Origin of the sequence: Mesorhizobium australafricanum, from assembly GCF_033977265.1 — a bacterium.
Lineage (GTDB): Bacteria > Pseudomonadota > Alphaproteobacteria > Rhizobiales > Rhizobiaceae > Mesorhizobium > Mesorhizobium australafricanum.
Genome location: NZ_JAVIIT010000004.1, coordinates 122,338 through 144,688 on the forward strand (window position 1 = coordinate 122,338; position 22,351 = coordinate 144,688).

Consider the following 22,351-nt stretch of genomic DNA (forward strand, 5'->3'; position numbering starts at 1 on the left):
CACTTCTGGGCGACATGCATTATCTCCGGATAAAGGTCAGGTAGGCAGGCTGCCGCCCCTCACGGATGGCCTTGGCCTCGTAGCGCGTGCCGGGCCAGCCGTCATAGGGCCGGTGCCAGCCGGCAGCGTCTTCAGCCTGCCATGTGAAGGCGCCGTGATCGCGGCAGGCAAGCAGCGTCCAGTTCACATAGCTGTCGATATCGGAGGCGAAGCGGAACCTGCCGCCGGCTTTCAGCACCCGGGAAAAGCGGCCGAGATTGGCGGCGCTGACGAAGCGCCGCTTCCAGTGCTTCTTCTTCGGCCACGGATCGGGATAAAGCAGGTCGATGCCGTCGAGCGAGCTTGACGGCAGCCAGTCGAGCAGGCGCGTGGCGTCGTCGTCATAAACCCTCAGATTGGCAAGCGGCGCCTTGCCAAGCGCTGTCATCATCTTGGCCATGCCGTTGACGAAAGGCTCGACGCCGATGAAGCCGATTGCAGGCAATTCGGCTGCGCGGTGCAAAAGATGCTCACCGCCGCCAAAGCCGATTTCCAGCTGGAGGGCCGAAATTTCCGCCTTGAACAGGCTTCGGAGGTCGGCCGGCGCTTGCGCCGTCAGGTCGACCCGGTATTCGCGCAGGCCGCTTTCAAGGGCGACCGCCTGCTGCGGGCGAATAGTCTTGCCGTGCCTGCGACCGAAAAATCCTTCGGTCGCGCGGCTCGGCCTGTCCTTGGTGTCTACTGGCGTCAGGCGGCGACAGCGTCCTTGAGCGCCTTGGCGAGATCGGTCTTCTCCCAGGAGAAGGATCCGTCGCGACCGGCCTTGCGGCCGAAATGGCCGTAGGACGAGGTTTTTGCGTAGATCGGCTTGTTGAGGTCGAGATGACGGCGGATGCCCGACGGCGACAGGTCCATCACCTTGCGCAGCACATCCTCGAGTCTCGACTCGTCCACCTTGCCGGTGCCATGCAGGTCGACATAGACCGACAGCGGCTGGGCGACGCCGATGGCGTAGGACAGCTGGATGGTGCAGCGGTCGGCAAGCTTGGCCGCCACCACGTTCTTGGCGAGATAGCGCGCCGCATAAGCGGCCGAACGGTCGACCTTGGTCGTGTCCTTGCCGGAGAAGGCGCCGCCGCCGTGGGGTGCCGCACCGCCATAGGTGTCGACGATGATCTTGCGGCCGGTGAGACCGGCATCGCCGTCAGGCCCGCCGATGACGAACTTGCCGGTCGGGTTGATGTACCAGTTGCAGTCCTCGGCGATCTTGAGATCGCCAAGCGCCTCGCGGATGTACGGCTCGACGACCTTGCGGACCTTCTTGGAATCCCAGCTCGCATCGAGATGCTGGGTGGAGAGCACGATCTGCGTGACTTCCGCTGCCTTGCCGTCGGCATAGCGCACGGTGACCTGGCTCTTGGCGTCCGGGCCGAGCTTGCCGGCCTCGCCATTGCCTTCATGGCGCGCCGCGGCCAGCAGTTCCAGAATCTTGTGGCTGTAGTAGATCGGCGCCGGCATCAGGTCGGGCGTCTCGCGGCAGGCGTAACCGAACATGATGCCCTGGTCGCCGGCACCTTCCTCACCCTGACGGTCGGCGGCATTGTCGACGCCCTGGCCGATGTCGGGCGACTGGCCGTGCAGCAGCACGTCGATCTTGGCGGTCTTCCAGTGAAAGCCGGACTGCTCGTAGCCGATCTCGCGGATCGCCTTGCGGGCAACTGACTTGAACTTGGCCGGGTTGACCACCGGGTGGCCGGACGCATCCATCAGGACGTTGCCCGCCTTGTCCTTCTTCAAAAGCGTGTCGGGGACGCGGACCTCGCCGGCAATGACGACGCGGTTGGTGGTGGCCAGCGTTTCGCAGGCGACGCGAACCTTCCACGGATCCATGCCCGTCTTCTTGGCTTCGCGATAGACCAGATCGACGATCTCGTCGGAGATACGGTCACAGACTTTGTCGGGGTGACCCTCGGAGACGGATTCCGAGGTGAAGAGATAATTCTGCCGCGTCACGGGTGTCCCCTCTTGAAAAAAGATCGGCAGGCTGCCGATTTTTGGCGCGCCACGTGTTAACGGTGCCGGGCGCTGCTCGTCAAGCGGCGCGACGGATCTGGCATGGAATGTAGGCAAAGCCGGCTATGCCACCGGCGGTGTCACCGCCGGCGGCATGAGACAAATCAATCGGCGTCGTCGGCGGACAGCGCCTTCACCAGATCGATGATCCTGCGGCGGACCTTGACGTCGCCGATCTTGACGAAGGCCCGGTTGAGCTGAAGCCCTTCCGGACTGCCGCAGAATTCGATGGCGAACGACATCGAGGAGTCTTCGGCAAATCCCCGATTGCCGCTGCCGGTCTCCTCGCCCGGGGCGTCCTCGAAAAAGAAGGCGACGGGAACGCTCAGGATGGAGGCGATCGCCTGCAGACGGCTAGCGCCGACCCTGTTCGTGCCCTTTTCGTACTTCTGGATCTGTTGAAACGTGATGCCGAGATTTTCACCGAGCTTTTCCTGGCTCATTCCAAGCATATTGCGGCGCAGCCGGATGCGACTCCCGACATGGATATCGATCGGATTCGGCTTCTTCTTGTTCTCTTCTGTCATTTTTTCCTCGCCGAATTTTTCCGGCTTTTTCTATTTTGTTCCGCCCATATGAAGCCGGAGCCACCTGCCCCAACAGAACCCTCCAACCGACTTCGAGAAAATTTTAGGCGTTACAGTATGAGTTTCTAATGTGCCAACTGTCAATTCACCCGTAGCCGCTGCCTTACATTCAATGTGAAGGCCGCCAGAGCAAGCACCAACATGATCAGCAATCCGTTAACTCGCCGCTGGTCGGCAGGAAAAAGCGCGTGGCCGGAAATCGGCACATGCGCGTCGATGGCGCCGCGCGCGTTGACGGCCAGCGCATCGACAATGCGGCCGCGCGAATCGACTACGGCGGAGATGCCATTGTTGGCCGCACGCAGGAGAGGCAATCCATTCTCCACCGCACGAACCTGGGCCTGCCTGAAGTGCTGATACGGGCCCGGCGTGTCGCCAAACCAAGCGTCGTTGGTGACGTTCACAATAAGCTCAGCTGACGCTGCGTCAACTGCCACCAGATCGGGAAAGATCACCTCGTAGCAGATGAACGGAGCGGCGCGCAGGCCGCCCGGCACGCTGATCGGATGGCGTTCGTTGCCGGCGGCGAAATTCATCGGCCCGGCAACGAGCTGGCCTATGCCGAAGCGTTCGAACAGGTCGGCGAAAGGCAAGTATTCGCCGAACGGCACCAGATGCACCTTGTCGACGGCATCGACGATCTCGCCCTTGTCGTTGATCGCCACCACGGAATTGTAATAGCGGCTGCCGATATTCGCCGATCCGCCCTCCTCGCGCACGACACCGGCAATCAGCATCTGGCCGTCGGCCAACATGTCGCCTAGCGCCGTCAGCGCGTCCGGACGCTCGGTGAACAGGAACGGCACCGATGTTTCCGGCCACAGAATGAGCTGCGGCTTGGCGTGGCCGTCTACCGGCGCTTCCCCCGATATCCCCAGCAAAGTTGCGAAGATGCGGTCGCGCACCGAGGCGTCCCATTTTTCGCTGAGATCGACCGCGGGCTGGACGATGCGGACATCGATCGAGCGTGTCGGTTCGACCGGCGCGACGAGCCTGACATAGCCGAAGCCGACATGAGCGGCGACAAGGACGACGAACAGGGCGACGCCCAGTCTCAGATGGCGGCGCGCCACGATGAGTGCCGGCAGGGAGAACAGGAAGACCGCCAACGCGTTCATGCCGATCATGCCGGTCACCGACACGCTCTGCATCAAGAGCGGCACCGGCATCGCCGCGTAGCCGACGGCGTTCCAGGGAAAGCCGGTGAAGAGAAAGTCGCGCAACCATTCGGCAAGGCCGAAACCGAAGGCAAGGGCGGCGATGCGGCCGATATCGCTGCTCCAGAACAGCCGCGCCACCACGGTGGCAAAGCCATAGAAGAAAGCCAGCGCGAAGGGGATGCCGACAACGGCGAAGGGCAAGGCCCAGGCGAAGCTGTCGGCCTCGACCAGCAATGCCTGGCCGATCCACCAGAGACCGGCGAGGAAATAGCCGAAGCCGAACCACCAGCCGGTGGCAAAAGCCGGCCTCAGGCGCCTGAACCAGCCATCGGAAGCCTCGCCGGTGGCGCCGTCGAGCAGCCAGACCAGAACCGGGAACGAAACGAAGCAGACGGCGAAAAAGTCGTAAGGCGCCTGGGCAAGCACCGCCAGCGCGCCGGCGGCAAACGCGACCAGCGCCCGCCGCCACCCCCACAGCAGAATTATCCGGCCGGCAAAGCGCTGCATTCAACTTCCCAAGTCGGGCGAATCAGGGAGTTAGAGGTTTAACAGGCCGCGCTGCCTGATCCAAATCCAGATAGGCGCGGCCTGAAACACGGTTGCGCTATAGCGGGAACAGTATCCCGCTATAGCTCTTTGTTTCAGCCGCATTTCTGCAACGCCATGCCATTCCGCTTGGCTGCAAAATGCTCAGCGGTGCCAGCCCTCGATCCGCAGGCCGCTCAGTTGCTCGGCCTCGTCCTTCAGGACAACGCGCACGGTTCGGGTGAATGTCCAGATATGGCCTTCGGGGTCGCGGGCGCGATATTGCCGCTCGCCGTAGAAGTGGTCCGCCGGTTCTTCAAGAATTTCCGCGCCCGCCATACGTGCTTTTTCGCAATGAGCGTCAAGGTCTTGCTGCAGGCGGACATAGACGGCCTGAGTGTTCCTGCCGCCGACGGAGGCGGGACTGGCGACGTGGTCGGCCCATTCGGAATCGACGATGATGTAGCCGTCGCCGAAGCGCATTTCGGCATGCACAAGCCGACCGTCGGCGTCGCTCACCAGCATGCTCGGCTCGAAGCCGAAGGCCGCCTGCAGCCAGGCCAAGGCCGCGCGTGGATCCTTATAGAAAACACCCGAACCCAGGACCGCGTGCTTGAACGGATCGTCGATCGGCATGCCACTCCAAGTCTTTGTCTTTGCGCAATTCCGGACGGAAGACTACGGCGAAGGCGCCGAGCCTAACCGCTACGCACTTTTCCTGGAATTGCGCTCCAAGTTTTTGTCTTTACGCAATTCCGGACGGAAAACCGCTACGCACTTTTCCTGGAATTGCGCTCCAAGTTTTTGTCTTTACGCAATTCCGGACGGAAAACCGCTACGCACTTTTCCTGGAATTGCTCCAGGATATCAGGCCTGTTCGGTGCGGGCGGCGCGGCGGCGCTGCCGCTCGCCCTTCGGGCTCTGCACGATGCGCACGCGCTTGACGCGGCGCGGGTCGGCGTCGAGCACATGGAACTCGAAGCCGGGAATCGCCTGCACCACTTCGCCCCTGGCCGGGACGCGGCCGAGCGTGTTGAAGATCATGCCGCCGATAGTGTCGACATATTCGCCGTGCTCGCCGGCGGCGAAATCCTCGCCGATCATCTTGGCGACCTCGTCGATCTCGGCCTTGCCGTCGACGACAAAGACGCCGTCGCCGGTCTGGGTGATCATCGGCTCGTCGTCGTCGTGCTCGTCCTCGATGTCGCCGACCACCATCTCGACGATGTCTTCCAGCGAGGCGAGGCCGTCGGTGCCGCCATATTCGTCGATGACCAGCGCCATCTGCGTACGGTTCGTCTGCATGCGGCCCATCAGGTCGGAGGCCAGCATCGACGGCGGCACGAACAGCACCTGGCGGATCAAGTTGAGATCGCCGATGGTGCGTGCGAGATCCACCTGCGCGAGGTCGAGCGCGGTCGTCGCCGGCGTCTTGCGGCTCGTGCGGCCCTTCTTGACGCGGGCGACCTTGGTGATGTGGGCGAGCACGTCGCGGATGTGGACCATGCCGCGCGGATCGTCGAGCGTCTCGGAATAGACCGGCATGCGCGAATGGCCGGACTGCTCGAAAAGGCCGAGCAGGTCGCCAAGCGTCGTGTTGATCTCGACCGCCTCGATATCGGCGCGCGGCACCATGACGTCCTCGACCCGCACCTCGCGCAAGCGCAGGATGTTGTTGAGCATGGCGCGTTCGCCGGGCGAGAAGGCGCCGGCATCGGTCGCCGTTTCGGCAAGCGCGCCGGCAATCTCCTCGCGCAGGCTGGTGCCGTTGCGGTGCCGGAACAAGCCGAGCACACGGTCGAAGAGGGAAGGACCGGCATGCGTCGGCTCCGCGGCCGCGCTGCCGGTCGCAATACTCGGACTGGAGCCCTCTTCCGTCTTTTCGGAAGACTTGGCAGCACTGCCGGCGTCCGGACGGGCGGCAGTTTCTGGTGTGTCGTTCATCGCCATCGGGTCAATTGAGCTTTTTTGTTACGCGTAGGGATCGGGAATGGCAAGCCTCGCGAGCGCGGCGCGCTCGATCGCTTCCATCTCCTCGGCCTCGGCGTCGGTCTCGTGATCATGGCCCAAAAGATGCAGCAGGCCATGGATAACGAGATGAGTGATATGGTTCGCAATCGGCTTGTCTTCCAGAGTGGCCTCGCGCGCCACCGTCTCGCAAGCCAGCACGATATCGCCCAGCATCGGCGGCAAGGGGCCACCTTTCGGAGCCGAAAAAGCCGGGAAAGACAAGACGTTGGTTGGCTTGTCCTTGCCGCGCCATCCGGCATTGAGCGTCTGGATATGGGCATCGTCGGAAAAGACGATGCTGAGCTCGGAGGTGCCGCTGGCGCCGGTTTCGGCAAAGGCTGCCGCGACGGCGCGCTCGACCAGACGCATCAGTTCGGCTTCCGCGGGCCAGTCGCCGGCCTCGACGAAAATATCGATATCGACCGGCATTTCGCCGCTTAGTCCCGGATTTTCAGCCATCGGGCTTATCTTTTGTTTGAGCACGATCTTTCTCGAACCGAAGCGAAGCAAGAACCGCGCACACTTTTTCGCGAGCGCGATCCTTCGGTTCGGGATCACGCTCTAGAGCGGTTCAGCCTTTCACAGGATCGCGGAGCCGCTCTAAGTCTTTGTTTTGTCGCAATTCCGGACGGAAAACCGCTACGCACTTTTCCTGGAATTGCGCTCCAAGTCTTTGTTTTGTCGCAATTCCGGACGGAAAACCGCTACGCACTTTTCCTGGAATTGCTCTAGCTTTCGGCGCCGAGCCCTCTCGCCAGCTTGCCGTCGCGATCATAGGCCTTGACGATCTCGGCAACCAGCGGATGGCGGACAACGTCGCCTTCGTTGAAGCGGACCGTGACGATGCCGGGGACCCCGTCGAGGACGCGCAGCGCCTCGACAAGTCCCGACTTGGTGTTGGGCGGCAGATCGATCTGGGTCGGATCGCCGGTGACGATCATGCGCGAGTTCTCGCCAAGGCGGGTGAGGAACATTTTCATCTGCATCGGCGTGGTGTTCTGCGCCTCGTCGAGGATCACCGCCGCATGCGCCAGCGTGCGGCCGCGCATGAAGGCCAGCGGCGCGATCTCGATCACCTCGGCCGCGATCGCCCGCTCGACCTTGTCGGCCGGCATCATGTCATAGAGCGCGTCGTAAAGCGGCCGCAGATACGGATCGACCTTCTCCTTCATATCGCCGGGCAGGAAGCCCAGCCGCTCGCCGGCCTCGACGGCCGGGCGCGACAGGATGATGCGCTCGACCATGCCGCGCTCCAAGAGCATCGCAGCATGCGCCACCGCCAGATAGGTCTTGCCGGTGCCGGCAGGACCGATGCCGAACACCATTTCGGAGCGCTCCAACGCCCGCATATAGGCGTCCTGGTTGAGCGAGCGGGCATAGATCGTCTTCTTGCGCGTCGCGATCTGGGCAGCCGAGACCTTGCCTTTGCGCTCCAGCGTCGGCAGCGTCAGTTGGTCGTCGGCGGCGATCGCCATGCGCACGGCGCCGTCGACATCCGACTGGCCGATATCGACCCCCTTTTGCAGGATGCCATAGAGCGTATCCAGCGCGCGACGCGCCTGTTCGGAGGCTGCCGCCGAGCCCTTGATCGTAAGCTGGTTGCCGCGCGAGCGTATGTCGACACCGAGCTTCTGCTCAAGCCGGGCCAAATTCTCGTCGAATTGACCGTAAAGGGCGCTGGCAAGCTTGTTGTTGTCGAAGGTCAGTACGATGTGCGCCATGTCGGAGGCCCCGGACGCCTGGCTCTGGGGCGGATTCTTCAGTTCAGCAGCGCTCAACCGTCTCTCCTCATCTGCCGAGGCTTGTGGCTATGCATGTCGTTATCCCAAAACCGCGAGCACTTTTAGGGCGACATGCATCAGGCCAACTCGGCGAACAGGCTGTTGTAGCCGGTCCTTGTGATTCGTACGTCGATAATGTCACCGATTCCGCCGGCCTTGTCGTCAACAATAACCGGCTGCAGCCACGGCGAACGGCCAACTTTCTGGCCAGCCTGCCGGCCAGGCTTCTCGATCAGCGTGCCGATGGTCCTGCCGACCAGGCTCAAACCGAAATCCTGCTGCTGCTTGAGAAGCAGCGCCTGCAGACGCTGCAGACGCTCGTCCTTCACCGCTTCCGAGACATGGCCATCCATCTCGGCGCCCGGTGTGCCGGGGCGCGGCGAATATTTGAACGAGAAAGCCGAGGCATAGTTCACCTCGCGCACCAGTTTCAGCGTCGCCTCGAAATCCTCATCCGTCTCGCCGGGGAAGCCAACGATGAAGTCGCCGGACATGGCGATATCGGCGCGGGCGGCGCGGATGCGCCCGATGAGCGCCAGATAGTCGCGCGCCGTATGGCGACGGTTCATCGCCTTCAAAATCCGGTCGGAGCCAGACTGCACCGGCAGATGCAGATAGGGCATCAGCGCTGGCAGGTCGCGATGCGCGGCGATCAATTCGTCGTCCATGTCGCGCGGATGGCTGGTGGTGTAGCGCAGCCGCGCCAGGCCGGGGATTTCCGCAAGCCGGAACAGCAGGCGGCCGAGACCCCATTCCTGGCCATTCTCGCCGACGCCGTGCCAGGCATTGACGTTCTGGCCGAGCAACGTCACCTCGCGCACGCCGGCTTCAGCCAGGCGCTCGGCCTCGGCGACGATCTGCGCCACGGGCCGCGACACTTCGGAGCCGCGCGTATAGGGCACCACGCAAAAAGTGCAGAATTTGTCACAGCCTTCCTGCACCGTGAGGAAAGCGGTGACGCCGCGCCTGGCAAGCTCGGCGCGCTTCGGCTGCGGCAGATGCTCGAACTTGTCCTCGACGGCGTATTCGGTCTCGACGATCTTTTCGCCGCCACGGACCCTGGCCAATACATCGGGCAGCCGGTGATAGGTTTGCGGGCCGATGACCAGATCGACCGCAGGCGCACGGCGGATGATCTCGGCGCCTTCGGCCTGCGCCACGCAGCCGGCGACACCGATCAAGAGCTCGCGGCCGGCTTCGGCGCGTTCTGCTTTCATGTCGCGGATGCGGCCAAGCTCGGAATAGACCTTTTCCGCCGCCTTTTCGCGGATATGGCAGGTGTTGAGCAGCACCAGATCGGCGTCTTCGACGGCGTCGGTGGCGACATAGCCGTCAGCGGCCAGCGCATCGGTCATGCGCTGGGAATCGTAGACGTTCATCTGGCAGCCATAGGTCTTGACGAAGACCTTTTTCGCCGCCCTGGCGGGCACCGGCTGATGCTCAATGGCACCGCCCATGTCTTGGCTTTCAATCGTGTTCAATTCCATCGGGCGGCTTCTACCGCCTTTCCGTGACAAAAAACAGACGATTTTGCCCGAAGCGCGTCGTGCTGTATGGACTGAGCAAGACGCGCTTCAGGCCTCTTCCTTCTGTGCATGTCGTTATCCCAAAGCCGCCACACACTTTTGGGCGACATGCATTGATTACCGGCTCTTGGCCGGGTCGGCGAGGACGGCCTGCATCATCTCGCGCACCCTGGCTTCCATGAGCCTTGCCGTTTCCTTGCGGTTCGAGCCCTTGCAGAACGGCACAGGCTGGCCGAAATGCACCTCGGCATCGATCGCACCCTCGGCAAGCAGGGTCTTCAGATGCGGCATCAGATCCTGGTCGCCGATCCAGGCGGACATCGGCCTATGGCGCCGGCCCATCGGCATGCCGTGCAGCCGCGTATAGGCGATCGCCACCGGCTGGATGAAGACCTGTTCCGCCGCGCCTTCCGAAATCGCCATGGAGGCGGCGCCGAACAGCGTGCTCTTGAACGGCAGCACGAGATTGCCGTCGCCGGTCGAGCCTTCGGCGAACAGCACCATGGCATCGCCCTTGGCCATGCGCCTGGCGATCTCGCTTGCCTGGTCGCCGGAGGTGCGCTTGCGCTCGCGCTCGATGAAGACGGTGCGCTGCAGCTTGGACAGCATGCCGATCAGCGGCCAGCCCTCCATATCGGCCCTGGCGATGAACTTCACATCGACAACGGAGCCCAGCACCATGATATCGGTCCAGGAAATGTGGTTGGCCGCCACCAGCAGAGGGCGCTCCTTGGCCAGCGCGCCCTTCACATGGACCCGCATGCCAAGCGCCCGGAGGATCATACCGTGCCAGATTTTCAGGATGAAAGTTTCTGGCCAGAGCCCCGTCTTCATCGACAGGATCTGCAGCGGCACCAGCACCAGTGAACAGACGACGACATAGCCGAGCGCCAGGAAAATCCGCAATTTCTTGATCATTCGCTCCGGCCCTAACATTACAGCGCCGCGCGCCTTGGGCGCGCAAAGGACGCTGTAACACTCCCACTTGGCGCAAGATCCTTTCCGAAAATCGGAGCCGATTTTCGGGGTCATGCGCGACTGTGGCTAGCGAAGATCGCGGCGCATGACAAGCGCGCCGGTCGGACCGTGCTCAGTCGAGCGATAATAGTTCGGCCGATGACCTACCTGGCGGAAGCCAAGCCTGCGGTAAAGCCCGATCGCCGGCGCATTGGTCTCGTCGACCTCGAGGAAGAGCGCTTCGGCGCGCTGCGCATGCAGTTCGCGCAGCACCGCGTCCATCAATTGCCAACCGAGACCCTGGCGGCGATGCGTACGGGCGACCGCCACGGTCAGGATCTCGCCCTCGCCGGCCGCGAGCCGGGCCAGGACGAAGCCGACCGGCGGCTTGGCGCCTTGGCCGGTTTCCCGCGCCGCATAGCCGAACACCGTATCCTGCTCGAGGAGCGCGGCGAATTCGCCATCGGTCCATGGCCGCACGAAATCCTCTCGATGCAGCTCCGAAACAGCGGCGCTGTCGGCAACGGTCAGCGGTTGCAAGGCGTAGTCCCTGCGGCGGGGCTGAAAGAACGGTATGCGCATCAGGCACCGTTTCCCTTATCCTGCCTCGGCAGGATGAAACCCGCCTGCGGCTTGGCGTCGGCACCGCGCAGATAGAGCGGCTTCGGCCTTTCGCCCGGCCCCTTGGCCGAGGCCAGCCTGGCATAGGTCGCAATGTCGGCGGTGGCGGCAGCCGGACCCGTGTCGAAGGCACGCCCGGCCGCCGCGGCAATCTGCGGCGCGGCGGTCCCGACAAGAACCGCTTCCGCGCCGATAGCCATGGTCGTTGCCTCGGCAAGCGTGGTTACCGAAGGTCCGTAAGTTTCGACCAACGTTTTATCATAGAGCGCCGCATGGATTTCCTCGCGGCCGGCATCGAGCGCGGCAAGCACCGCGCGCCCGGGAAAGGCATTCGCACCCTCCGCCGCCAGGGCTTCCAGCGTCGTCACGCCGATCGCCGGGATTTTCAGCGCCAACGCCAGGCCGCGCGCGGTCGAGACGCCGACGCGCAGGCCGGTGAAGGAGCCCGGTCCGATCGAGACGGCGATAGCGCCAAGGTCGTGATAGCCGGTGCTGGCGGCTTTCAAAGCAGCTTCGATGACGGCCATCAGATGCTCGGCATGCCCCTTGCCGAGATCAAGCACCTCGCGGCCAAGCTCCGCTCCCACGCCTGTGTCATAGATGCAGGCGGCGCAGAGGTTGGCGGCGCAGTCGATGGCGAGCAGCTTCATATAGGCAGCTTCATATGGCCGGTTAACGAACTGGATCGAAACACAATTCCCTCTGCCCGGCATGGGCCGCCACCGCAAGGGCCAGGGCCCAGAAATGTTAAGCGGCTTTGCATCCCTGCCAAGACTCGTTTGTCAGGCCAAGGCCGCGATCCGCAGCATGTGGTTGTCCCAGACATAATCCGGCTCGGAACGGGCGGCACCAGCGCCACCGACGATCTCGCCGGCGCCGGTCGTTGCCATGAAGCCGGCGCCGTCGGGCGCCAGGCCGCAGACCTCGATCAGCGATCTGGTCGCGACCACGCGCCCGCTGGCGGCGTCGATGACGGCCAGCGAGTTTCCTTCCGGCGAGGTGACGGCGACCGTACCCGTCGCGGCATTGGCGGCGACGGAGCCGATATAGTTGCGAAAGCCGGAAAGCACGTCCCGCGGCATCTCCAGCAGTTCGAGCTCGTTGCCGCGCGCGGCACGGCCGACCAGTGCCGGACGGTCGGTTGCGGGCCCGCGATATTGGCAGCCGAACCAGACCGTGCCCGCCTGGTCGCGATCCATGTGGCGGATCGAAAGCTGATGCAGCGCCGGCGGCAATTCATGCTTTTCGATCAGGTCGCCGGTGATGCTGTCGACCAGCGCATAGGACGGCTTCATCGTCGCGATGTTGAGCTCGGCGCGGCCATAGTCGGGATGGGTTTCGATGCCGCCATTGGCAATGGCTAAAGTGCGGCCATCGCCGAGCAGGAGCAGCTCGTGCGGCCCCATGCCATAGGTCGGGAACTCGCCGATGCGATTGAACCTGGCGCGCGCGTCGTAGATGCCGACGACGCCGGCGGCGTTGTCGAAATCGTTCTCGGTCGCATAGAGCAAGGCGCCATTGGGCGAAAACACGCCATGGCCGAAGAAATGCCGTCCGGCGATGCTGGCGATGGTCAAAGGCTTGTCGCGGCCGGCATGGTCGAAGACGACAGCGAAAGTGCCGGGCTGGCGGGCGAAAACGACCGAGCGTTTCGACACCGGATCGAAAGTGAGGTCATGGCCGCGATCTGGCAGATCGACCGTGTGCAGGATCTTGCCGGCCTCGGAAAGCACGGCGGCGCCGAAGCTGCCGTCGCGCTTGACGAAAGCGGTGGCAAACACCGCATCCGCGGCAAGCGTTTCGGCCCAGGCGCGCGGCGCCATGGCGGCGGCGAAACTCGCGCCCGCGGCCCGCAGGAAATCGCGGCGGTCGATGAGTGGTGTGCCTGACCAGGCCATCGATCAATCCCCGTCCAGCGACGAAAAGCCGGCGGTCAGGCCGAATTCGGCGGTCATCCTGGTGCCGATCAAGGTCGACAGGCTGGAGGTTATCAGCGCGAAGTGATCCAGCTTGTCGCGCAGCGCCGGATCGGCGAGCGCCTTGTCGATCGGGCCGCTGACGGAGTTCGCGGTCGTCACGCCATTGGCGAGCTGGATGTGGATGGATTCGGCCATCCATTGCGCATCGGCGGGCAGCGCGTCGCCAAGCTTGGAAGCCTGGAACAGCTCGTCGACCCCGGACAGGTTTCCGGCCAGCGAAGTCGTCGTGTTCTGCGAGCGCCAGTAGATCGCCTGCTTCGGCCTGTCGGCATCGGGCTTGGCGCCGAGAAAGCCCTTGAGCCGCACGTCGCGGATCATTTCCAGCTCGTTGATGAAGGCGCCGACCAGTTCCGTCACGGCTTCGGCACCGTCGCGGTAGAGCGGGTTCTTCGGCCCTGGATTGGCCCAGAGCGACGCGAAGCCGTCGGGCCTGTTCCAGGCATCGCGCACCTCGCCCGAGATCGTTTCGATGTTGCCGGCAACCGCGGCGCCATAAGCGCAGCGATAGGGATCGTCCTTCCTGACGAGCGTTTCGGCGCCATCGCCGTAAAGCACATATTCGAGCGCGCCGAGACCTTGCATGGCCACGCTCTTTTGCGCCAGTTGCGCCGGATCGGTAGCTGAGGGATCTTTGGCGGCAAGCGTCGACTGCACCTGCCGCAGACCGATGCTCTTGCGGTCCGGCCAATACAGCATGCGCTCCAGCCGGTTGTTCTCCTTGATCGGTCCGAAGGCAATGATCTCGGCCACCGACCAGGCTTCGACTGTTGCGGAAAACGTCGAACGCGCCGCTTCGAGATTCTGTTCGGATGGCGTTTCGCAAAGCTGGCGCATCGCCTTGGTCAGGCTGTCAGCACGCTCGTCGAGACTGGCATAGGCCGGGCGGACGAAACCGTCGATCGCGCGGCCGATGACATCGGTGGCCTTGACCGTGGCCGATGCGGGCAAGGCGGCGGCCAGAAGAAGCGGAAGGGCAAGCGCGGCGGCCAGGCGTTTCGACATCAGAGCGACTCCAAAAATTTGATCAGCGCATCACGATCGGCCGCGGGGGCTCCGGCGAAGCGGTCGCGCGCCTTCTGGCCCTCGCCGCCATGCCACAGGATCGCCTCGGCAAGCGTGCGGGCGCGGCCGTCGTGCAGATAAAAAGCATTGCCGTTGACTATCGCGGTGAGCCCGATGCCCCAGAGCGACGGAGTGCGCCACTCGCTGCCGCTCGCTTCCCCCACCCGTTGCCCGTCGGCGAGACCCTCGCCCATCTCGTGCAGCAGGAAGTCGGAATAGGGCCAGATCAACTGGAAGGCCTGCGACTTGTCGGGTGTGCCGCGCATGGTGACGAATTTCGGCGTGTGGCAGGAAATGCAGCCCATCTCGTAGAACTGCTTCTTGCCGGCAAGCACTTGCAATGTGTCGAGATCGCGCCGCGCCGGCACGGCCAGGTTCTGCGAATAGAAGGTGACGAGGTCCATCACCGGCGGCGGCGCCTCGGCCGTGCCGAGACGCTGCTGCACGCCGTTCGGCATGGCAAGGCAATCCTGCTGCGCTTCACTGCAATCGCCCCAATGCTTCGGCATTTCCGGCGTCGAGATACCGATATCGCTGGCAAAGGCATCGGCCGCCTGCTGGCGGATCGACGCGGTCTGCGCCTTCCAGCCGAAGCGACCCAAAATAACCGCGCCGCTTAGCTGATCGCGCACGATGTTCGGCCTGCCCGAAATGCCGTCACCGTCACGATCGTCCGGATCGGCATGGGCAAGGATATCGGCCGGTGCAATCTGCTCGATCAGACCGAGCCCGATCATCGGCGGCGTCAGGCGCGGCGAGAGCGTGGTGCGCGGATCGAGCGGACCATAGCCGAGATTTTCGACGGAATAGCTCGGCTTGCGCAGCGATACGGCGGTGCCGTCGCCGAGCGTCACCTTTTGCTCCGAGTATTCGACGCGCATGCGGCCCTCGCCCTTGAGGCCGGGAACCGCGAGGTCCTGCATTTGCGCGCCATAAACCGGATCGGGAAAGTTCAGCACCTTGTGGTCGGCAAGTGCTGCCTTTTCCTCGGCGCTGCTGGCGTCGCGCGCGAGCCGGAGGAACATCGACGTCGAGCCGGCAGTACCCTCCGGCGGGCGGCCGCGGCCATCCTTCAGATGGCAGTTCTGGCAGGCGCGTTCGTTGAACAGGGGGCCGAGCCCATCCGAAGCCTGGGTCGAAGACGGCGACGACACCCAGTTCTTGCGGAATAGAGCGTTGCCGAGCTTGAAGCTGCCCTCCTCCTCGAAGGTGATGTTGGCGGAGGACTGCGAGAAGGCATCGCGGTTGACGTCCTTGCGCGACGTGCCGGCGCCGCCCTGCATCAACTCGAACTGCTCGGGTTTGGTAAAATCGGTCGTCGGCTTGGTGACGGCCAGAACCCGCGCCTGATCCCTCGGCGTCAGGTCGGTCCGGCTTGTCGGCAGATCGGCTGGCTCACCGGCCCAGGCGGATGCGGAAAGCATGATCGCCGGCAAAAGCGATGCCCCGCGATAGATCCGGTATCGCGGGGTCTTTCGAAACGACAGGCCGTCGTTTTCGGCCCGACGCAAGCGGCGCGAAAAATCTACGGGGCGCCGCATTCCCGCATGTCCTTACTCCGCCTCGTTAGCCGGATCGGCGTTGAGCAGGCCGTACTTTTCCTCGCCGATCGAGGCAAGCAGGTCGAGCTGCGTTTCCAGGAAGTCGATATGTCCTTCCTCGTCGGTCAAAAGGTCCTCAAACAGCTTCATCGTGACAAAATCGCCTTCGTCGTGGCAGATCTCGCGCGAGCGCTTATAGGCGGTGCGCGCGTCATATTCGCCGGCCAGATCGGATTCGAGCACCTCCTTGACGTTCTGGCCGATGCGCAACGGCGCGACGGATTGCAGGTTGGGATGGCCTTCGAGGAAGATAATGCGCGCGATCAGCCGGTCGGCGTGATGCATTTCCTCGATCGATTCCGCCCGCTCCTTCTTTGCCAGCTTGGTGTAGCCCCAATCCTCGAGCAGGCGATAATGCACCCAATACTGATTGACGGCCCCAAGCTCCAGGAACAGAGCTTCATTAAGCCGCTCGATGATTTGCGGTTCGCCTTTCATGGCTTCTGCTCCCGTATTGGACGCGCAAGCCTCTCACGCGATCCAGGTGTGAAACGATGTCCACGTCTCCCACCTCTGAGCGGGCGTGGTAGTTCTCGGTGACCCGAATGATCGTTTCCACCACATTTGGGAAACAGCCGCAACAGCGACCGCGCTTGCCCATCGCATGGTAGACCTTCGCGGGCACGATCAGCTGCCAGGGGTCTTCATCCAGCAGTCCGACGATCGTCTGCTCGATCTCCTTTTCGGTGATGATGTTACAATGACAGATCAGCATTTACTTGCTCTGGCTGACGGCGCGGTCCGCCGTTTGGCTGGTTTGTTAGTCGGGCATGATCTTGTCCAAAAACCGGTTTCCACTTTTTGGGATCATGCCGGTTTCCCAGTCGGGCATGATCTTGTCCAAAAACCGGTTTCCACTTTTTGGGATCATGCCCTGGACCTTACTTGAACACCTTGTCGGGAGCATCGAGGCTGTCGGAGCCCTCGAAGGCGATCTGGTTGAGCTTGAGCGAGCCGACGGCGCGCTCGATCGACTTGGTCTGGTCGACCAGCGCGTCGATCGCGGCCTGCACGGTGGCGTTGCCTTCGGTGTTGCCTTCGGCGATCTGCTGGTCGTAGGCCTCGCCGGCCAACGCGCGTGCCTTGATCGCCTCCATCTTGGCGACGGTGGTGTCGAGCTTGCCTGACAGTTCCTTGTCGATCGCCGGATCGGCGACCTTGACCATGTCGGACACCGACGGACCCGAAACCACGGAGCCGTCGAGCCGTTTGTAGCTGGCATGATAGGCGTCGCGGATGCCGACCGCGTCATAGAGATGCGAGATATAGGTGTTGTCGGAGAAGCAGTCTTGCTCCTCCTCCGGATCGTGCAGCAAAAGGCCGAGCTTCATGCGCTCGCCGGCGAGCTCGCCATAGGAGAGCGAGCCCATGCCGGTGAAGATGGTCGAGATGCCAGCATTCGCATCGCCGTCGGTCAGGTTCTTGCGCGCGGCGCCGTCTTGTTTCCAGTTGTCGACCATCTCCTGCAGGTCGGACACCAGAAGGTCGCTGGCCGACTTCAGATATTCGGCGCGACGGTCGCAATTGCCATTGCTGCAATTCTTGAGGTCGTAGTCGGTAAAGGGCCGCTCGCCGGCGCCCGGCCCGGTGTCGTGCAGGTCCTGGCCCCAGAGCAGGAATTCGATGGCGTGATAGCCGGTCGCTACATTGGCTTCGACGCCGCCGGCTTCCTGCAGCGTGCCGGACAGGAATTCCGGCGTCAGCTTCGAGGCGTCGACCTTCTTGCCGTTGATCTCGATCTCCTTGTTGGCGATGACGTTGGCCGTATAGAGCGCGTTTTCGTCCGACTCGGTGCCGTAGCTCTTGGCGACATAGTCGATCAGCCCCTCATCCAGCGGCCACGAATTCACGCGGCCTTCCCAGTCGTCGACGATCTTGTTGCCGAAGCGATAGACCTCGGTCTGCTGGTAGGGAATGCGCGCCGCCTTCCAGGCTTCGCGCGCAGCGTTCAACGTATCGGCCGAGGGGCTGGCGATGAGCGCATCGACCGCCTTGTCCAGCGCCTGCGCCGTGGTCAGCGTATCCTCATACTTGGCCAGCGCGATGTCGGCATAGGTCTTGATCACCGCTTTCGCATCGGCCTCGGCTTTCGCCGGCAACACGAACACCGCCGCCGTCAACGCAACCGTGGCGCAGATCGCGGCCAGCCTGCCGCCATTACGTGCCGTCATTATCCTTCTCCAGTTGCTTGGAAATTCAAGAAAAGGCGCCCACCCGCGCCGAGGCATAAGCATGCCGGGAAAAATGGTGGCCGCGTCGATGCGCGGTTCGCGATAAAAAGTCACCCACTTGCCTCCAATCGAAAGGGTTCAAGGCCCAGACATCAAAGGGATACGCTTTGCGCGCAGCTCTCCATAAAGCGACGGAGCGGCCGGGAGTCAACTGGCGCGGCAGAAAAAATTCAATCGAAACAATAGTTTAGAATTATTCTAAACTACGATTATCAACTTTAGACGCATCCCGCGTGCCGCACGTTATTGACAGGTGGCCGTCCTGGGTGCGACCCGGACACCGGCTCTTGCGGCGGCGGCAGACAATCGCCACCTGGCGGAAGATCATAGATTTCAAAAAGAAAAAGGATCGCGATGACGAACGGGGTTGTGATTGTCGGTGCGGGCCACGCCGGCGTGCAGGCGGCTGCCAGCCTGCGCGAGGAAGGCTATCAAGGGCCTGTCGTCCTGATCGGCGACGAGAAGGAACTGCCCTATCACAAGCCGCCGCTGTCCAAGACCTTCATCAAGGACGCCGAGGCCAAGCCGCAGCCCTTGCGCGGCGAGACCTTCTACACCGGCCACACTATCGACTATCGGTCGGGCGTGCGCATCGAGAGCATCGATGCCCGCGCGGGCCAATTGAATGTCGCAGGCGGTGGAACGCTCGGCTTCGACCGGCTGATCCTTGCGACCGGCTCGCGGCCGCGTCTGCTCAAGCTCGACGGCGCCGGCCTCTCCGGCGTGGTCTCGCTGCGCTCGCTGGCCGACGCGCGGGCGATCCGCGAGCTCAGCGCGCAAACCGAGGACGTGGTCATTCTCGGCGGCGGCTTCATCGGGCTGGAGATCGCGGCGACGCTGAGGGCCGCCGGCCGCAACGTCACCGTCGTCGAGGCCGTCGACCGATTGCTCGGCCGCGCCGTCGCGCCGATCATCGCCGCGCATGTGCGCCAGCGCCTGGAGGCAACGGGCGTGCGCATCCTGACCGGCACCACCGTTGCCCGTCTGGAAGGCGAAAACGGCCGCGTTTCGGCCGCGATAACCTCGCGCGGCGAACGCCTGCCGGCGCAGATGGTCATCATCGGCATCGGCGTGGTGCCCAATGTCGAACTGGCGGAGGCGGCGGGCTTAGCCATCGGCAACGGCATCCGCGTCGACCAGCATATGCAAAGCTCGTTTCCCGAAATCCTCGCCATCGGCGATGCCGCCTCCTACCGGCACTGGTTCACCGGCGGCGACGTACGGCTGGAATCGGTGCAGAACGCCACCGACCAGGCCAGGCTAGCCGCGCGCACCATCCTCGGCCATGCCGAGCCCTTCTCGGCGGTGCCGTGGTTCTGGTCCGATATCGGCGACATGAAGCTGCAGATGGTGGGGCTGACGCAAGGCGGCGATCACCATGTCGTGCTGGGCGACCTCGCCGACAACAAGTTCTCCATTTACCACTATGCCGGCAGCCGGCTGCTCGGCATCGAATCCGTCAACCGGCCCGCCGACCACATGCTTGGCCGCAAGATGCTCGGCGCCGGCTTCTCGCCGACGCCGCAGACGGTCGAGGGCGGGCCGGATACGCTGAAGGCGGCGCTGGCGGCGTTTCAGAATATGGAGCCAGCCAAGGCCGGGGCGTAGAGTTGCCAAATTTTTGCCATAGGCCATAAAGTGCTTTGATGAGCATCATGAACATCTCACTGCCTGACAGCTTGAAGCATTTTGTCGATCAGCAAGTGATGGATCGCGGCTACGGCACGAGCAGCGAATATCTGAGTGAATTGATCCGCCACGATCAGGATCGTCAAGTCCTGCATCGTTTGCTCCTCGAAGGCGTGTTATCGGCGCCTGGCGCTCCTGTTGACGACGACTATTTCAACGCGCTGCGAAGACGAGCACAGCGCCGATAAACTGGCGTGACGAGTTCTGCACGCCAAGACGGATATTCCAGCTTGGCTGCGGAATCCGAGTTTCTAACGGCACCCCCTCGGGGCAGACCGTCAGCAGAAATGGAGTGCGTTTTAAGCGAGGCCGCTTCCAACCTTGGCAAAAGGGCATCACCGACTTATCATAGATTGATAAATTCGGATAAGGTGAAAGATTGTTCCATGCCTGCAAGCTACAGCATTGGCTCCCGCTACGAGGCATTCGTGCGCGAGCTTGTCGAGAGTGGTCGCTACGCCAGCGCAAGCGAAGTTGTGCGCGATAGCCTGCGCCTGCTGGAGGAACGCGAAGAGCACCGGCAGGCGAAGCTTACTGCACTGCGTGAAGACATCCGCAAGGGTGTAGAGAGCGGACCAGCTATTTCAGCCGACGACGTTTTTGACCGGTTGGGGAAAAGATACGCGGCTGAAAGCCGTAAATAATGGCTCTCAGTTTCGCGCCTGCCGCCGTACAGGACATTGAAGAGATTGGCGATTACATCCACGCTGAAAATCCGGCGGCCGCCCGCCGCTTGATAGCGGCACTTCGAGTGCGATGCGACACCACCTTGGACGCACCCCGTGGTGGCGCTCCCCGTTCCGAACTCTGGCGCGGTCTGCGCTCCGTCGCGTTCCAGAGATATGTCATCTTTTATACCGTCGAGGGCGACGGTGCGCGTGTCGAGCGCATCCTGCACGGCTCACGCGACATCCAAGGCATTTTCGATGAAGGGAAAATGCCCAAGGATAGTTGAAGCCGACACTCTGACTATTCCGATTAAGCCGCGCGCGCTTCGCGGATCGAGGTCTCCAGAATGTCCAGCGCCTCGGTCATGACGCCGTCCTGGATGGTGATCGGCGACAGGAAGCGGATGACGTTGCCGTAGACGCCGCAGGTGAGCAGGATGAGGCTCTTGTCCAGCGCCTTCAGCCTGACGGCGTTGGCGAACTCGGCCGACGGCAGGCCCTTCTTCACATCGTTGAACTCGACGGCGTTCATGAAGCCCGGACCACGGATATCGACGATCTCCGGCACGTCGTCGCGGATCGATTCCAGCCGCTGCTTCAGCCTGGCACCGAGCGCATTGGCGCGGTCGCAGAGCTTTTCCTCCTCGATGACGTCGAGCACGGCGTGCGCAGCGGCGACGCCGATCGGGCTGCCGCCATAGGTGCCGCCGAGCCCGCCGGGGCCTGGCGCATCCATGATCTCGGCGCGGCCGGTGACAGCCGCAAGCGGGAAACCGCCGGCAAGGCTCTTGGCCATGGTGGTGAGATCGGGCGCCACGTCATGATGATCCATGGCGAACATCTTGCCGGTGCGGGCAAAGCCGGTCTGCACCTCGTCGGCGACGAGCAGGATGCCGTGCTGGTCGCAGATCTTGCGAAGTGCTGCCATGAAATCGCGCGGCGCCTCGTAGAAGCCGCCCTCGCCCTGGACCGGCTCGACGATGATGGCGGCAACGCGGCCCGGATCGACATCTGCCTTGAACAGCTTGTCGAGCGCGGCAAGCGAATCCGCGACCGAAACCCCGTGCAGCGCGACCGGGAACGGGGCGTGGAAGACATCGGCCGGCATCGCGCCGAAGCCGACCTTGTAAGGCACGACCTTGCCGGTCAGCGCCATGCCCATGAAGGTGCGGCCATGGAAGCCGCCGGAAAAGGCGATGACCGCCTGGCGGCCGGTGGCGTTGCGGGCGATCTTGATGGCGTTTTCGACCGCTTCGGCGCCGGTGGTGACGAAGACGGTCTTCTTGTCGAACTTGCCGGGCAGCATGCCGTTCAGGCGCTCGGCGAGATGCACATAGCTCTCATAGGGCACGACCTGGTGACAGGTGTGGGTGAAGCGGTCGAGCTGCGCCTTGACCGCCTCGATCACCTTCGGATGGCGGTGGCCGGTGTTGACCACCGCGATGCCCGACGAGAAGTCGATATAGCGGCGGCCTTCGACGTCCCAGATCTCCGAATTCTCGGCGCGATCGGCATAGATCTGCGTCGTCATGCCGACGCCGCGCGATATCGACTGGTTCTTGCGCTCGGAAATGGCTGAATTCTTCATCTCGTCCCTCATCGGGCCATCCCTCATCGAGATTGGGCCCGTTCCGTTGATCGAAACTCTTCTCGCCTTATTTTACGTTTTCCTCAAGTCGGCACATTGGCCCAGTCGATTGGGCCTGCCGAAAGGCAATTCCAGGAAAAGGGTGAAGCGGTCGGGCTCGGCGACTTCGCCGTAGCTTCCGTCCGGAATTGCATCAAACCAAAGAGATAGAACGGCTCGCCGTTTCCATGAAGCGGTGAACCGCTCTGGCCCGGAAAACGATCTTGACCAGCCCGGCGACTAGCGCCGCGGAAATGGTTTCCTTTTCCCGCCGA

The 22,351-nt window shown here is 63.0% G+C and carries 23 protein-coding genes; 4 read left to right on the forward strand and 19 right to left on the reverse strand.

The features are described from left to right. Positions 1-19: 19 nt before the first annotated feature. The 18 genes from trmB to RFM98_RS09905 all read right to left on the reverse strand — a co-directional run bounded on the left by trmB (position 20) and on the right by RFM98_RS09905 (position 18,032). Complete coding sequence (trmB, locus tag RFM98_RS09820; protein ID WP_320308939.1) at positions 20-730, reverse strand: tRNA (guanine(46)-N(7))-methyltransferase TrmB; 711 nt, start codon at positions 728-730, stop codon at positions 20-22. Then, positions 727-1,992 (reverse strand): methionine adenosyltransferase, encoded by a 1,266-nt coding sequence (gene metK / locus RFM98_RS09825; RefSeq protein ID WP_320214266.1) that lies wholly within the window; start codon positions 1,990-1,992, stop codon positions 727-729. The genes trmB and metK overlap by 4 nt, the downstream gene beginning before the upstream one ends. Before the next feature lie 164 nt (positions 1,993-2,156). Then, positions 2,157-2,579 (reverse strand): helix-turn-helix domain-containing protein, encoded by a 423-nt coding sequence (locus RFM98_RS09830; RefSeq protein WP_320308676.1) that lies wholly within the window; start codon positions 2,577-2,579, stop codon positions 2,157-2,159. 140 nt (positions 2,580-2,719) lie between these two features. Further along, positions 2,720-4,306, reverse strand: coding sequence for an apolipoprotein N-acyltransferase (gene lnt / locus RFM98_RS09835; RefSeq protein ID WP_320308677.1), 1,587 nt, complete (start codon positions 4,304-4,306; stop codon positions 2,720-2,722). Positions 4,307-4,489: 183 nt separating this feature from the next. Next, the gene (locus RFM98_RS09840; RefSeq protein WP_320308678.1) at positions 4,490-4,960 is read right to left on the reverse strand and encodes a VOC family protein; all 471 of its coding nucleotides are present in this window, start codon (positions 4,958-4,960) and stop codon (positions 4,490-4,492) included. Positions 4,961-5,191: 231 nt separating this feature from the next. Further along, positions 5,192-6,268 carry a hemolysin family protein gene (locus RFM98_RS09845; RefSeq protein WP_320214263.1) on the reverse strand — a complete coding sequence of 359 codons (1,077 nt, stop codon included), beginning with the start codon at positions 6,266-6,268 and terminating at the stop codon, positions 5,192-5,194. 27 nt (positions 6,269-6,295) lie between these two features. Beyond that, the gene (ybeY, locus tag RFM98_RS09850) at positions 6,296-6,793 is read right to left on the reverse strand and encodes an rRNA maturation RNase YbeY (RefSeq protein ID WP_320308679.1); all 498 of its coding nucleotides are present in this window, start codon (positions 6,791-6,793) and stop codon (positions 6,296-6,298) included. 269 nt (positions 6,794-7,062) lie between these two features. Further along, on the reverse strand, positions 7,063-8,055 hold the full coding sequence (locus tag RFM98_RS09855; RefSeq protein ID WP_320214321.1) for a PhoH family protein: 993 nt from the start codon (positions 8,053-8,055) through the stop codon (positions 7,063-7,065). A 137-nt stretch (positions 8,056-8,192) separates the two neighbouring features. Then, entirely contained in the window at positions 8,193-9,572 is a 1,380-nt protein-coding gene (miaB, locus tag RFM98_RS09860) for a tRNA (N6-isopentenyl adenosine(37)-C2)-methylthiotransferase MiaB (RefSeq protein WP_320308940.1), read from the reverse strand. Between the two features lie 186 nt (positions 9,573-9,758). Further along, positions 9,759-10,559: a lyso-ornithine lipid O-acyltransferase gene (gene olsA, locus RFM98_RS09865; protein ID WP_320308680.1), complete on the reverse strand. Its 801-nt coding sequence runs from the start codon at positions 10,557-10,559 to the stop codon at positions 9,759-9,761. Between the two features lie 126 nt (positions 10,560-10,685). Beyond that, positions 10,686-11,180, reverse strand: coding sequence for a ribosomal protein S18-alanine N-acetyltransferase (gene rimI / locus RFM98_RS09870; protein WP_320308681.1), 495 nt, complete (start codon positions 11,178-11,180; stop codon positions 10,686-10,688). Next, the gene (gene tsaB, locus RFM98_RS09875) at positions 11,180-11,869 is read right to left on the reverse strand and encodes a tRNA (adenosine(37)-N6)-threonylcarbamoyltransferase complex dimerization subunit type 1 TsaB (protein ID WP_320308682.1); all 690 of its coding nucleotides are present in this window, start codon (positions 11,867-11,869) and stop codon (positions 11,180-11,182) included. The genes rimI and tsaB overlap by 1 nt, the downstream gene beginning before the upstream one ends. Before the next feature lie 132 nt (positions 11,870-12,001). Beyond that, the gene (locus tag RFM98_RS09880; protein ID WP_320308683.1) at positions 12,002-13,117 is read right to left on the reverse strand and encodes a DUF1513 domain-containing protein; all 1,116 of its coding nucleotides are present in this window, start codon (positions 13,115-13,117) and stop codon (positions 12,002-12,004) included. A 3-nt stretch (positions 13,118-13,120) separates the two neighbouring features. Continuing rightward, entirely contained in the window at positions 13,121-14,200 is a 1,080-nt protein-coding gene (locus RFM98_RS09885) for an imelysin family protein (protein ID WP_320308684.1), read from the reverse strand. After that, positions 14,200-15,684: a di-heme oxidoreductase family protein gene (locus tag RFM98_RS09890; RefSeq protein ID WP_430682290.1), complete on the reverse strand. Its 1,485-nt coding sequence runs from the start codon at positions 15,682-15,684 to the stop codon at positions 14,200-14,202. The genes RFM98_RS09885 and RFM98_RS09890 overlap by 1 nt, the downstream gene beginning before the upstream one ends. Positions 15,685-15,813: 129 nt before the next feature. Next, entirely contained in the window at positions 15,814-16,299 is a 486-nt protein-coding gene (gene bfr / locus RFM98_RS09895) for a bacterioferritin (RefSeq protein WP_320308686.1), read from the reverse strand. Continuing rightward, positions 16,265-16,576: a (2Fe-2S)-binding protein gene (locus RFM98_RS09900; protein ID WP_320308687.1), complete on the reverse strand. Its 312-nt coding sequence runs from the start codon at positions 16,574-16,576 to the stop codon at positions 16,265-16,267. The genes bfr and RFM98_RS09900 overlap by 35 nt, the downstream gene beginning before the upstream one ends. A 166-nt stretch (positions 16,577-16,742) precedes the next feature. Continuing rightward, the gene (locus tag RFM98_RS09905; protein WP_320308688.1) at positions 16,743-18,032 is read right to left on the reverse strand and encodes an imelysin family protein; all 1,290 of its coding nucleotides are present in this window, start codon (positions 18,030-18,032) and stop codon (positions 16,743-16,745) included. 414 nt (positions 18,033-18,446) lie between these two features. Here RFM98_RS09905 and RFM98_RS09910 point away from each other — a divergent pair, with 414 nt between their 5' ends. The 4 genes from RFM98_RS09910 (at position 18,447) to RFM98_RS09925 (ending at position 20,736) form a co-directional block, all read left to right on the forward strand. Next, positions 18,447-19,700 carry an NAD(P)/FAD-dependent oxidoreductase gene (locus tag RFM98_RS09910; RefSeq protein ID WP_320308689.1) on the forward strand — a complete coding sequence of 418 codons (1,254 nt, stop codon included), beginning with the start codon at positions 18,447-18,449 and terminating at the stop codon, positions 19,698-19,700. A gap of 38 nt (positions 19,701-19,738) precedes the next feature. Further along, a complete protein-coding gene (locus RFM98_RS09915) occupies positions 19,739-19,969 on the forward strand; it encodes a ribbon-helix-helix domain-containing protein (RefSeq protein WP_320308690.1) in 231 nt (76 codons plus the stop codon). 198 nt (positions 19,970-20,167) lie between these two features. Then, a complete protein-coding gene (locus tag RFM98_RS09920; RefSeq protein WP_320308691.1) occupies positions 20,168-20,425 on the forward strand; it encodes a type II toxin-antitoxin system ParD family antitoxin in 258 nt (85 codons plus the stop codon). Beyond that, on the forward strand, positions 20,425-20,736 hold the full coding sequence (locus RFM98_RS09925) for a type II toxin-antitoxin system RelE/ParE family toxin (RefSeq protein WP_320308692.1): 312 nt from the start codon (positions 20,425-20,427) through the stop codon (positions 20,734-20,736). The genes RFM98_RS09920 and RFM98_RS09925 overlap by 1 nt, the downstream gene beginning before the upstream one ends. A 23-nt stretch (positions 20,737-20,759) precedes the next feature. Here RFM98_RS09925 and RFM98_RS09930 read toward each other — a convergent pair whose 3' ends face one another. Continuing rightward, positions 20,760-22,037 (reverse strand): 4-aminobutyrate--2-oxoglutarate transaminase, encoded by a 1,278-nt coding sequence (locus RFM98_RS09930; protein ID WP_320308693.1) that lies wholly within the window; start codon positions 22,035-22,037, stop codon positions 20,760-20,762. Between the last annotated feature and the right edge of the window lie 314 nt (positions 22,038-22,351).

Bases quoted from the DNA above. Each gene is read 5' to 3' on its own strand.
- RFM98_RS09830 (WP_320308676.1), bottom strand. From the start codon at position 2,579: ATGACAGAAGAGAACAAGAAGAAGCCGAATCCGATCGATATCCATGTC.
- lnt (WP_320308677.1), bottom strand. From the start codon at position 4,306: ATGCAGCGCTTTGCCGGCCGGATAATTCTGCTGTGGGGGTGGCGGCGG.
- RFM98_RS09840 (WP_320308678.1), bottom strand. From the start codon at position 4,960: ATGCCGATCGACGATCCGTTCAAGCACGCGGTCCTGGGTTCGGGTGTT.
- RFM98_RS09845 (WP_320214263.1), bottom strand. From the start codon at position 6,268: ATGAACGACACACCAGAAACTGCCGCCCGTCCGGACGCCGGCAGTGCT.
- ybeY (WP_320308679.1), bottom strand. From the start codon at position 6,793: ATGGCTGAAAATCCGGGACTAAGCGGCGAAATGCCGGTCGATATCGAT.
- RFM98_RS09855 (WP_320214321.1), bottom strand. From the start codon at position 8,055: ATGGCGCACATCGTACTGACCTTCGACAACAACAAGCTTGCCAGCGCC.
- miaB (WP_320308940.1), bottom strand. From the start codon at position 9,572: ATGGGCGGTGCCATTGAGCATCAGCCGGTGCCCGCCAGGGCGGCGAAA.
- olsA (WP_320308680.1), bottom strand. From the start codon at position 10,559: ATGATCAAGAAATTGCGGATTTTCCTGGCGCTCGGCTATGTCGTCGTC.
- rimI (WP_320308681.1), bottom strand. From the start codon at position 11,180: ATGCGCATACCGTTCTTTCAGCCCCGCCGCAGGGACTACGCCTTGCAA.
- tsaB (WP_320308682.1), bottom strand. From the start codon at position 11,869: ATGAAGCTGCTCGCCATCGACTGCGCCGCCAACCTCTGCGCCGCCTGC.
- RFM98_RS09880 (WP_320308683.1), bottom strand. From the start codon at position 13,117: ATGGCCTGGTCAGGCACACCACTCATCGACCGCCGCGATTTCCTGCGG.
- RFM98_RS09885 (WP_320308684.1), bottom strand. From the start codon at position 14,200: ATGTCGAAACGCCTGGCCGCCGCGCTTGCCCTTCCGCTTCTTCTGGCC.
- RFM98_RS09890 (WP_430682290.1), bottom strand. From the start codon at position 15,684: ATGCTTTCCGCATCCGCCTGGGCCGGTGAGCCAGCCGATCTGCCGACA.
- bfr (WP_320308686.1), bottom strand. From the start codon at position 16,299: ATGAAAGGCGAACCGCAAATCATCGAGCGGCTTAATGAAGCTCTGTTC.
- RFM98_RS09900 (WP_320308687.1), bottom strand. From the start codon at position 16,576: ATGCTGATCTGTCATTGTAACATCATCACCGAAAAGGAGATCGAGCAG.
- RFM98_RS09905 (WP_320308688.1), bottom strand. From the start codon at position 18,032: ATGACGGCACGTAATGGCGGCAGGCTGGCCGCGATCTGCGCCACGGTT.
- RFM98_RS09910 (WP_320308689.1), top strand. From the start codon at position 18,447: ATGACGAACGGGGTTGTGATTGTCGGTGCGGGCCACGCCGGCGTGCAG.
- RFM98_RS09915 (WP_320308690.1), top strand. From the start codon at position 19,739: ATGAGCATCATGAACATCTCACTGCCTGACAGCTTGAAGCATTTTGTC.
- RFM98_RS09920 (WP_320308691.1), top strand. From the start codon at position 20,168: ATGCCTGCAAGCTACAGCATTGGCTCCCGCTACGAGGCATTCGTGCGC.
- RFM98_RS09925 (WP_320308692.1), top strand. From the start codon at position 20,425: ATGGCTCTCAGTTTCGCGCCTGCCGCCGTACAGGACATTGAAGAGATT.
- RFM98_RS09930 (WP_320308693.1), bottom strand. From the start codon at position 22,037: ATGAAGAATTCAGCCATTTCCGAGCGCAAGAACCAGTCGATATCGCGC.